General features: G+C 60.7%; 14 protein-coding genes. 1 reads left to right on the top strand and 13 read right to left on the bottom strand.

The genetic code is table 11. From position 1 onward, the window contains the following. Positions 1-253: 253 nt before the first annotated feature. Both AC5V87_RS20670 and AC5V87_RS20665 read right to left on the bottom strand, forming a co-directional pair. Positions 254-610 (bottom strand): hypothetical protein, encoded by a 357-nt coding sequence (locus tag AC5V87_RS20670; protein WP_495367619.1) that lies wholly within the window; start codon positions 608-610, stop codon positions 254-256. 472 nt (positions 611-1,082) lie between these two features. Next, complete coding sequence (locus AC5V87_RS20665) at positions 1,083-1,247, bottom strand: hypothetical protein (RefSeq protein ID WP_495367618.1); 165 nt, start codon at positions 1,245-1,247, stop codon at positions 1,083-1,085. Between the two features lie 174 nt (positions 1,248-1,421). Here AC5V87_RS20665 and AC5V87_RS20660 point away from each other — a divergent pair, with 174 nt between their 5' ends. After that, positions 1,422-1,700 (top strand): hypothetical protein, encoded by a 279-nt coding sequence (locus tag AC5V87_RS20660; RefSeq protein ID WP_495367617.1) that lies wholly within the window; start codon positions 1,422-1,424, stop codon positions 1,698-1,700. A 122-nt stretch (positions 1,701-1,822) separates the two neighbouring features. Here AC5V87_RS20660 and AC5V87_RS20655 read toward each other — a convergent pair whose 3' ends face one another. The 11 genes from AC5V87_RS20655 to AC5V87_RS20605 form a co-directional block, all read right to left on the bottom strand. Continuing rightward, positions 1,823-2,668: a hypothetical protein gene (locus AC5V87_RS20655; protein WP_495367616.1), complete on the bottom strand. Its 846-nt coding sequence runs from the start codon at positions 2,666-2,668 to the stop codon at positions 1,823-1,825. Next, entirely contained in the window at positions 2,661-4,232 is a 1,572-nt protein-coding gene (locus AC5V87_RS20650; protein WP_495367615.1) for a terminase large subunit, read from the bottom strand. The genes AC5V87_RS20655 and AC5V87_RS20650 overlap by 8 nt, the downstream gene beginning before the upstream one ends. Beyond that, a complete protein-coding gene (locus AC5V87_RS20645; RefSeq protein ID WP_495367614.1) occupies positions 4,229-4,405 on the bottom strand; it encodes a hypothetical protein in 177 nt (58 codons plus the stop codon). Before AC5V87_RS20645 ends, AC5V87_RS20650 begins: the two co-directional genes overlap by 4 nt. Positions 4,406-4,587: 182 nt before the next feature. Next, complete coding sequence (locus AC5V87_RS20640) at positions 4,588-5,133, bottom strand: hypothetical protein (protein ID WP_495367613.1); 546 nt, start codon at positions 5,131-5,133, stop codon at positions 4,588-4,590. Further along, a complete protein-coding gene (locus AC5V87_RS20635) occupies positions 5,130-5,390 on the bottom strand; it encodes a hypothetical protein (RefSeq protein WP_495367612.1) in 261 nt (86 codons plus the stop codon). Before AC5V87_RS20635 ends, AC5V87_RS20640 begins: the two co-directional genes overlap by 4 nt. 5 nt (positions 5,391-5,395) lie before the next feature. After that, positions 5,396-6,658: a hypothetical protein gene (locus tag AC5V87_RS20630; RefSeq protein ID WP_495367611.1), complete on the bottom strand. Its 1,263-nt coding sequence runs from the start codon at positions 6,656-6,658 to the stop codon at positions 5,396-5,398. Continuing rightward, positions 6,658-7,659 (bottom strand): tail fiber protein, encoded by a 1,002-nt coding sequence (locus AC5V87_RS20625; protein WP_495367610.1) that lies wholly within the window; start codon positions 7,657-7,659, stop codon positions 6,658-6,660. The genes AC5V87_RS20630 and AC5V87_RS20625 overlap by 1 nt, the downstream gene beginning before the upstream one ends. Then, complete coding sequence (locus tag AC5V87_RS20620; protein ID WP_495367609.1) at positions 7,656-8,012, bottom strand: hypothetical protein; 357 nt, start codon at positions 8,010-8,012, stop codon at positions 7,656-7,658. Before AC5V87_RS20620 ends, AC5V87_RS20625 begins: the two co-directional genes overlap by 4 nt. Next, a complete protein-coding gene (locus AC5V87_RS20615; protein ID WP_495367608.1) occupies positions 8,012-8,293 on the bottom strand; it encodes a F0F1 ATP synthase subunit epsilon in 282 nt (93 codons plus the stop codon). Before AC5V87_RS20615 ends, AC5V87_RS20620 begins: the two co-directional genes overlap by 1 nt. 173 nt (positions 8,294-8,466) lie before the next feature. Further along, positions 8,467-8,916, bottom strand: coding sequence for a hypothetical protein (locus tag AC5V87_RS20610; RefSeq protein ID WP_495367607.1), 450 nt, complete (start codon positions 8,914-8,916; stop codon positions 8,467-8,469). Between the two features lie 74 nt (positions 8,917-8,990). Next, a complete protein-coding gene (locus AC5V87_RS20605) occupies positions 8,991-9,416 on the bottom strand; it encodes a hypothetical protein (RefSeq protein ID WP_495367606.1) in 426 nt (141 codons plus the stop codon). Positions 9,417-9,448: the final 32 nt, after the last annotated feature.

Here is a 9,448-nt window from a genome sequence, read left to right as displayed (position 1 = left end):
CGAACCGGCGGGCCGATGCGCACTGTCACAAACCTGTGGCACGACCATTGCACATTAGAAACGGAGTGGGATTTCAGTGCCCAGTCTTGAAACAGGACGCTGCCGGGGGGACAGGGATTTCGAGCCCGGCAGCGCCCTTGGTTTCAACGATGCTCCTCCGGCATCAAGACGCCATAGAGCTTGGCGAACAGGAGACTGCCCTTAATCGCCCAGCAGGCGAGCCTAACCCGCGCTCGCATGACGAGGAGCCGGATCAGGCGCACAGCTCAGGCTCCTGGCCGTCGTGCTCGTCCTCAAGGTCGTCGGTCCCTGACCGTGCCCACAGCTGCTGCCCGCCGCTGTTATCGTAACGGAGCGGCAAGTTCGGCTGGCCCGACCATGGGCTTGTCGGATGGTTTTCGCAGGCGCCTAATGAGGGCTCGTGTTCGTCGCCACTGTACTCGTCGTCCTCGGCCGGCTCACACTCGTCCGCCATCGGCGGCTGGCCGTGGGCAACGCCACAGGTCGGCTCCAGGTCGGGATCAGCCTCCAACTGGTCCAGGAAATCGATCAGGTCCTTGACCAGCTCTCGGGCATGGTGCGCCATCCCGCGGTCGATGGGCGTGCCCATGTACGCCTCCAACCGGAAGGCAACCCGCTCAGAGGCATTAGCGAGTCGTATGATGGCCTGATGCCAGGCGGGGTGTACGGCAGCCGCGAGCGCGGCGAATGATTCCTGGGGCTCTCCAGGGGCGTCTAGGACGTGTTGGGCTTTCATGGTGGTTCTCTAGGTTTTTGGCTTCTCACAGCCGCGCCCCGTGACAGACGAGGCAGCCGGGGGGTGAGAACCAGCCTAGAGACTGGTCGGACGTTTTTAGGCTTTCGCCCTGGACAGCACTGTCCGCCCCCGGCCTTGCCATTCGGAACCGAATAGGCAATAACTCTCGGGTCGGAGCCGCGCCGCCAAGCGCGTCCGTTCATTCAACCGCCGCCCAACGCTGCCAGGCGTCAGGCAAATTCCTGCCAGGGAATGCGGTCTATCTAGGTCCGGGTTCTCACACCCACGGACAGCCTACACTGATTTGCTAACGATTTCACCCCCTCTAAGGGCGCTTCGGCGCGCCAGTTCGTTTCTCCGCTTTAGCAAGCGCGATCGCGAGCGCCTGGATCACGTCAGGAAGCTCGGAGAGCGGCAGCGCGAGACGCGCAACGACGACGCCTATTCCATCCTGCCGGCTGTACAGCGTGATGCGAACGACGCCGCCCACGATTTTCACCTCGTGGATGCCGTCAAAAAACAACTCTGCCGTTGTGAGGATCGATCATGTCCATGCTCATCTCCACATCCATTCGGGATGATTATGGATAGTCATGCGGTTCTAATTTGGGCATTGCCTTTGTGCGCCCGTTCCGGTTGAATCGCCCCAGGGGAGGGGCTTCCTATGCATCGTATCAATGCGGTCGGGCAGCGCACCATCGCGGCTATGGCGCTAAGCGTCTTCATTGTCTCTGTTCTGTCGCTGGCTGGTTGCCAGACCACGGAAGAACGCTTGGCTGCTGACGATCGGCAATGCCAATCCTACGGCACCAAGCCCGGAGATCCGGCCTACATCCAATGCCGAATGAACCTCGATACCAACCGGGCGAACGTTAAGGCGTCGGAGCGGTTCGGAAACTCTGGCGGATTGACTGGGGTTATCGAGCGCTGGTCCGACAAATAGGGTCTGATCGTGTTCGCCGTCGTCTCGTCCAATATCCACTACCATTGGACGCCGAACGGGCACTTGGCGAGCGCGATCGGCGCCGGCCTTGGATCTGAGGGCGAACAAGAAGCGCGAAGCCCCTAAAAGGCCGCCGCCTCTCCGAGATAGGCTTCGTGGCCCGGCACCAAGGGAGCCAACGCCTTAATCGAGATCAGGGCATCCAGCACGCCGCTGGAAAGCAACGTCTGCGCCTCCACGTCGCCGCTGTCAGCCGCCCTCATGATAAGTTCGTTGAGAGGCTCATCCATCGGGATACCATGACGGTCTCCAATCGCCGCAATCTGATGCGAGAGCATTGCACACAGGCCCAGGCTCTCGAGAACCTGCTCCTTAACCCAGGGCGCAGCCTCTGCTGCCGGCTGAGAGGCGAACTCAAGGCCGCGCGGATCGATGATGTACTCGCCATCCAGAGCGTTCACCAGGCATGGTGCGGAAATGATTGCAGGCGCCGGCACCACCGCGCTCATGATGACTGCATCATCTCCGATGGGCTTGTCGGGCCCATCCAGCGCCAGCTTGATCGGATCGACGTTCTGCTCACCATAACATGCGAACTTAAGCGCGATATGTGGAGCGAGCGTCCACGATACTCCAACGCGATCGCCGCGCCGCTGGCCGCGAAAGAGGAGCTCGTCACCACCGCTATAGGGCGGCATCACCTTCCGCAACAAAGCGAAGAGTAGATCTTGGTCAGTCACATACCTAGTGAATGAAATTATGGACCATGCTTCCAAGAAGCGCCGCTGAGCGCGGGGGTGGATGCTACTAAGTTGCAGAATCGCTTCGGTCGCCGCCGTCCAAAGCTGGCGCTGCGCGAGAAGCCGAAACCCTTGATGCGAGATGGCCGGGACGTTTCGAGCCACCAAACACCTCTCGCCGGTCAGACAAGCCTCGATAAGGCGGCCGATCATCGTCCGGTCAGACATACCCCACGTTCGGGTATTCGATCACCCGATTGAAGTTGCTGTTGACCACGATCGCAGACCCGCCCGGCTCGCTGAAGCACAACGCGACCGCATCGCCCTCGTCGGGGCTCGGCATGCCTCGCTTCTTCATGGCGTCCTTGCTCTCCAACCTAAGCCGGCCGTCGCTGGTGTAGCTGTAACCAGGGCCGCAAAGGTCAGTCTGCAGGCTATCGCTGTCCGGCAGCGCGAAATAGGCCCCCTCCAGAGCCTTCTTGACGTTCAGCCACATCTCGGCGCGGCGGTTCTCAGGACCGCCTGAAGGCCTGCCATTCTCGTCCAGGGTGGGAGGTTCGATCGGCTTGGAGCCGAAGTTGACTGCGTTGAGCTGCCCCGTTCCGAAGCCGCCATAGCCCTGCTCCACGAGCCTGTCATAGATCCCTGCTCCCAGCCCGCCCACGTCGATATTCACCTTGGCCGGCTTATCCTCGCGGATGATCTGAGCAATCCAGCCGGCAACCTGCATGGTGTCGAGGTGCTTCCGCTTCTCGATCTTCTCAATGCCACTGCCGCGGCGCCAAGCAATCGCCGTACTGTCGGCGCCGAACCGGGCGGGATCTACTCCGACGATGAGCGGCCCGATCGAGGAGCCCTGGCGCTTGCGGGCAGCCAGAACGAGCTCGTGAGGGATGAAGCTGTCAAAGTCGGAGGCAAGGAAGGCTTCATCCGGTGTCAGCGGATATTCACGCTTGAAGTAATTGATGTCGCCCTTATCCGCAATCTTGCAGCGGCGCCAGTAAATCTGCTCGGCGTCGAGGCCGTGGAGCTCTGCCAATTGCTTCTCATCCGCGGTCATTTCGAAATCGTCGGGAACAGGTTTCCGGTAGGTCGGATCGTCCGACCATGGCAGAAAGACGGCCTTAAAGCTGTTCTCGCCTGCAAGCGCCTTGCACCAGAACTGGTGAAACTCATCACCGAACTGGTTGCCCGTGGTCTCCACGATGATCTCGGTATCCGGCAGATCCGGCACGGTTTCCATCAGCGCCGCTAGCTGCTCCTTAAGGTTCACCCAGAAGGCCGCCTCGGAGGCGTGCAGCGCCTGCGCAGTTGACGAGCGCCCTGCCCCGTCCTCTGTCGCGACCGAGACCAGATAGCCGCTATCAATGCTGCTGAACTTCAGTTCCTCCGCATTGCTCGCGCCCGTCACCGGCCGCACATCATCAGGCATGCAATCATGCATGCGCTTGACGAGGCCAAAAAGATTGCGAACAGCAGGCTTCTCATGCGCCACGATCGCAGTCAGGAAGCCAGGCTTACGGATGGTCTTGTGATAGTAGCGGCCCGCGACGTAAGTGCTGACGCCTTCCTGCCGCGCCTTGAGCACGACAATGCGCACCATCCCTGTCTTGGCCTTCTGCTCCTCGATGATCGCATGGAGCTTCCGCTGGACCGGGTTGAACTTGAATGGCACCAGGCCGCCGGCCTTGGGGCGGATTTTCAGATGATGCTCAGCGAAATACTCGAGATCAGCATCAAGCCGCTCGGCATGATCGAGAACACCGCTGATTGCGTCGGTCCAGTGCGTCAATGGAGCGTCTGCCCTTCCGAGGACGTCACATTCTCAAAATGCCAGAGCGCACTGCTCGCCTCGTCCTTGGAGACGCCCATCTGCTCGGCAATCCTGCTGATGATCTGAGCCCGCCGTTCCGCTCGTGCCATAACCTCAGGGTCGAACAAGGCACCAAGGATCCCGTTAGACATTGGCCGCCTCCTCAGCGTCTTTCGCCTTGATCGCGAGGACGGTTCTGCACTCACATCCCGACTTGCCCATCAGCTCCATGCGAAGCACGCCCTCAGGGACGCTTGGGCATTGGTTTTTTAGCTCAGCCACGCGCTCCGCAATGAAGCGCTCCACGTCAACGCGGAGTGCCGTGATACGCTCCTCAAGCGGCGGCGTCAGATTTCTTGCCACTGTCCAATTCCTCATATTGCTTAGCGGCCAGGCGAGCCTTGGCGGCCTCATTGAAAGCTTTGCGAATTTCCTTGTCGCGGCGGTCTTCGTGCTTCGCCCAATAAACCTGAAGCTCATAGGGGAGCTCGAGGAAGCGCCGCTTCTCTTCCTTTGGCCATGATCGCGGAGGCTGGATTTCCGCGATCCTGGACATTGCAACAGGCACCGGCCAGGTCGTCGTCGGATCTGCGAGACCGCGACAAACATGAGCGTCCGAAATCGCCTTCGCCAGCTTGCGCACCAGATCAAGCCCGTCGTCGGCATTCTCGAGCAGATAGAGTGCAACCGAGCCTGGACGCGCCGGCAAAAACTTTACACCACGCTGAAGGCACCATTCGATAAACACCTGGGGCACGTTGGCCTTGACCGGCGGCGGCTCCCCGAGCCTGTCGAAAACCTCCTGAAAGATCACTGCATCGCGCTGCCCGGCTTCACTAACGCGGGCATCCACCAGCGCCTGGATAACCGGACTGTTCAACGGCGGGCCTTTCGCAGGTCATGATGCAGCTTGTGCAGGTCGCGACGGAAGGTCGAGAACTCCGCGAAGCGCCTCAGATTGTCCCCGTCAACGCTCATCTTATTGAACTCGGCGTCGAGCTCGTCCAGCATGCCGGCGCGCCTGTCATGGCCGAACAGCTTGAACTCGTCTCGCATGCCGTCCAGCGAACGCTCCTCCCCAATCCAGTTTCGCGACATCCTGCGCGCGATATCGATGCTGTTCTCTTCGTCTGACATTGGACCTATCCTTTCGAACGACGCTGCTTAGCCTGGTAGAGCGCATAAGCGTCCTCCACCGATCCGGAGCTGGCTAGCTTGCTGGTCAGCGCCTGGATACTCTCTGCGCTAGCCTGCCCCCTTGGAGCGGCAACACCCGGCTTCTGAACCGCCGGGACGGCCTTGGGAATGGCCTTGGCCGGCGCTTTCTTGATCATTCGGTACTGCGCCGCATCCACCATCATCTTCTGGAACGCAGCATTGCGCATGATCGGGTTTGTCTGGATCAAGTGGACAAGCGTTTGCTGATCGATCCCCAGCTCGCCGGCATACTCGACAAGCGCGCCACTGATCTTGGTCTGCTCCGCCTTCCCGAGCTGGGCCCATTCCGGCATTTGCTCGAAGCGCTGATCCTCCGCCTTCGCATAATTCTCAAACTGCTGACGCTCCTCGTGCGCCTGATACCGCTGCCAGTCAGCTTGCGCGGCCTCGATCTGGGCGCCTCGCTGCAGGATGCCCATCGCACGAGAAACCCGCGCTGGATCGGACTGGTGCAGTGCTATGATTGCATCGGCCCATTGCTCCTGTGAGAAGCTCCGAAGCTCGGGAAGGAGCTCGACAATCATCTCCTGCGAAACCAGGTGAGCGGTATTCAACGCCTTCGAATAGGTCTGCTTGGCTTCGTCGACCTGCGCCAGCTCCTGCTCGATCGCCTGACGCACCTGCGGCAGCTTGAGCGCCTTCGCAACCTCCGGGTCCAAGCCATCGACCGTCGTTTCAGCGGATGGGCCCGGCTCCTCGGCTGTGGTGACGTCTTTCGCGGCTTTTGCGTTTGCCTCGACCTCGTCAGCGTCGAGACCATAGTGCTCGGCCGTCTTCGGATCACCCTTGATCCGCTCAGCGCGAGCCTCGTCAACCTCCTTGGCGAGCCGGTCCAGGTGAGCTTGCTCGATTTCCTCTGCACCCGTGCGATGCACATGGGCTAGATCATCCGCAGCCTGCTCTACGGTCTGCGCAAGATTGTCCGGCGCCGGAGACCCATCAGCCGCAAAGAGCTCGATCTTCCTCGGCTCAGCCTCGCTACCAAACCTCTTGGCCGCGAGCTTTCGGATCTGCTCCTCGTCATTGATGTCGTATTCTTCAGGCTCATCGACCGGCTCAGGATCGGCGCTCGCCGCATTCGGGCGCGGGATGTAGCCCTGAGCGATCTCCACGCTCTCGATGCCAAACGCCTCCTGAGAGACAAATTGGCCCGTCGCCGCATCGCGAGGCTGTTCGGTTTCGGACATCAAAGCACCCGCATAATCTTGTTTAGGATAATTGTGGGCTGCACATTTGCATGCGCACCGCCGCCGCCAGAGGCAGTACCGGAGCCGGAGATGGTGCCGGACACAGGAATTGTCGAGGCGAAGTTGATGGGAATTTGCAATGCACCAGCAGCGCCGCCCGCAACAGCGGACGCAACGTTATTGCCAAGAACGAAACCACCGCCTGATTGCGTTGAATTACCCGAGAATGTGCCCGTGACACTGACAGGAATGCCAGCCGGGACTTGAGACACACCCAACGTCTGACTTTCGGCGCCGCCCGCTGCACCCATCGCAGATGAATTGCCCCCGAAATAGGTCGAGGTGAGCCGGGTCGGCGTAGCTTCCTTCATCGCAGTCACACGGCCCGTCAGATCGGGCACGTTGAAGGTCGTCGACCCGTCGCCGGCCCCATATGTGATCGCGATCAGACTGAACAACGATGCATAAGTCGTGCGGCTGAGAGCTTGGCCCGCCGGGAAAACGAACGAGCTATTCGGGACTGACGCTCCGGTGTACTCAACAATAGCGCCAAGCGGTACTTGGTACGGGCTGCCAAAGAAGGCGTGCAGATAGAATGCGCCATCGGTGCTGTTGTAGATCGCAGTATATGGCGTACCCCGAGCCAAGGTACCCGCGGGCAATTCTACACCTGGAGACGATCGCAACGGCTTCGCGCCGAGCCCGTCCACGTTCAGCGTCACGGTCGCACCGTTCGTCGCATGCGGCGTAAACGCGATCATCTGGTTGGCGAGCCGGGAGAGGCTGTCAAAGCTCTGGTTGCTGGTGACGGTGTAAGCCGTCGAGGTGCCGGCCGTGGTGATCGCGCCGGTGATGTCGTCCCGCCACTTGGCGGCGGATGCCATCAAGGCTCGCGCGCTATCATTGACCGCGCTGGGCGCCATTCCTTCTGCCCAATTTATGGTCGGGTCCTGGTTCGCGTTGCTCCCTGCCGTCTGCGACCACCATGCAAGGCCGGTCATGCATGCTCCTGACACTTGGCAATGACGGGATAGGTCCGCACCACCCGATCACCATCGAGGCGAAGCGGGAGAGGCTTCAGACGCCAGTGCAGCGCCGGATCAAAGGGCTGGTTGTCCTCGTTCTCGATCGGCAGCCACTCGCCGCCGTCCTCGTCCTTGGCTGGCCTGAAGCTGGTCGCGATCAGCTCACCGCCCCGAACCAAGCAGTATTGCTGCGCGGCTACGGGGAAGCCCTCAGAAGCCAATGCGGAGTCCACCAATGAGCGGAGATACGCCGAGACGGTCAAACCCTTGCGCTCGGCAGCGCCCCTCAGAAGGTCCGCCCGCGGGTAACGGAAAGCTACGTCGGCCATTACAGCACCGGCCCGAGATAGTTCGTCACCGTGCCAGCACCGCCGCCGGTCACGACGTATTGCGGAACGCCGGTCACCTGCGCCGCATTCGCAAGCTGGGGCCGGAAAGCTGTCAGCGACCAATCGTAACCAGGCGGCACGATGATGTCGCCCGCAACGCTAGGCGCGGACATTGCGAGGGCCTGGCTGGAATAGCTGCCAACCAGTGTGGCCACTCCGAAGCCGCTAGCGGCGTTGCTGGCGACAGTCGCCGGTCGATAAAGCTGGTAGTTCGTTGCCATCATTCTCTCCAAATCAGTTGACGAGAATGTAAGCCAAGCGTCCGACAAGCGCCCTGACAGCGTCTTGCAACAATTCCCAATCGCTCCGAAAATCCGGGTGTTTTGCAACACCAGCGCAACACCAACGACTCAAACCATTGAAATCGTTCGATGCCGAGCGGATTTCGCATCTGTCAGGCGTTGATTTGCTTCGCAACACGAGCTCTCAGATCCTCCTCGAGCCAGGCGAACACCGTCTCTGTATCGACGGCATCAGCGGCTGCACGGATCATCGCCACTAGCCTGCGCATCATCTGCATCTCAGCGCTGTCCATCGGACCAGTGCGGTTTTCGATCGATACTGCAATGTCCTTCGGGATGATGCTGAACAGCACGCGCAGATAGGTGCTCGGGTCCGTCGCTCGCACACGCTCCAGGACATCCGCGCCGTTAGTCGTCCAATCCGCCAGCGCATCGGCGCACGCCTGTTCGGAAAACTTTGCTCTCGCGCCAAGAGGTCTGCCGAGGGGATTTCCGCTCTGTCCAGGCTTCCACGGCTTCAGGTTGGCTGTGTTGGTTCGCTGTTTCATCAATGATTGTCCTTTGGTAACGAACGGTAACGTCACGGTCACGAAGCTGGTCACGCGTTACTCTGGTAACGAAGTAACGTCACGGTTCTCCACCCTATAGGTGGAGACCGGACCGTTACCGTTACCCGTTACTGACGGCGGCGAAATGCCCATTGGCGGCAGGCTCCTGAGCAGTACTCGGCATCTGATCGTGCTGGCTTGAACATCAGCTTGCAGACCGAGCATTGCTTCTCTGGTCGGCAGTCCTGCTTGCGGCGTCGTCTGTGGCGCTTAGCGCACCTCTCCGAGCAGCAGCGCCGACCCCAGAGCCCACTATGCTTGACGGTAAGGCCGCAGCCCTGGCATGGCCGGGTGTAGGTGCTGGTTGCGGCTTCCTTTGGCGTGGGGCAGGCTTCGCAGATCGGGGCGAACTGCTTCTGCGTGAGCGCGAGGCCATCGGCGCCAGAGCCGATCACGCGCCAGGCGATCTTCTCCACCACCATGAAGGCGGTGCTCGCCAACGGCTCATGGCATCTGGTGCAGTGCCCGGCCTTGAGGAAATAGAAATCGGTCATGCGTTACGGATAACCGTCCCCGACAAGTTGCA

It is taken from the genome of Bradyrhizobium sp. SOJA106 (assembly GCF_059448745.1).
Note: the sequence above shows the minus strand (reverse complement) of the source record. Positions and strands in the feature narration are given on the sequence as shown.

What these genes read in the sequence shown, in the direction of transcription:
- AC5V87_RS20630 (WP_495367611.1), bottom strand. Translation starts at nt 6,658, where the DNA reads ATGTCCGAAACCGAACAGCCTCGCGATGCGGCGACGGGCCAATTTGTC.
- AC5V87_RS20620 (WP_495367609.1), bottom strand. Translation starts at nt 8,012, where the DNA reads ATGGCCGACGTAGCTTTCCGTTACCCGCGGGCGGACCTTCTGAGGGGC.
- AC5V87_RS20645 (WP_495367614.1), bottom strand. Translation starts at nt 4,405, where the DNA reads ATGTCTAACGGGATCCTTGGTGCCTTGTTCGACCCTGAGGTTATGGCA.
- AC5V87_RS20625 (WP_495367610.1), bottom strand. Translation starts at nt 7,659, where the DNA reads ATGACCGGCCTTGCATGGTGGTCGCAGACGGCAGGGAGCAACGCGAAC.
- AC5V87_RS20670 (WP_495367619.1), bottom strand. Translation starts at nt 610, where the DNA reads ATGGGCACGCCCATCGACCGCGGGATGGCGCACCATGCCCGAGAGCTG.
- AC5V87_RS20635 (WP_495367612.1), bottom strand. Translation starts at nt 5,390, where the DNA reads ATGTCAGACGAAGAGAACAGCATCGATATCGCGCGCAGGATGTCGCGA.
- AC5V87_RS20615 (WP_495367608.1), bottom strand. Translation starts at nt 8,293, where the DNA reads ATGGCAACGAACTACCAGCTTTATCGACCGGCGACTGTCGCCAGCAAC.
- AC5V87_RS20605 (WP_495367606.1), bottom strand. Translation starts at nt 9,416, where the DNA reads ATGACCGATTTCTATTTCCTCAAGGCCGGGCACTGCACCAGATGCCAT.
- AC5V87_RS20655 (WP_495367616.1), bottom strand. Translation starts at nt 2,668, where the DNA reads ATGTCTGACCGGACGATGATCGGCCGCCTTATCGAGGCTTGTCTGACC.
- AC5V87_RS20660 (WP_495367617.1), top strand. Translation starts at nt 1,422, where the DNA reads ATGCATCGTATCAATGCGGTCGGGCAGCGCACCATCGCGGCTATGGCG.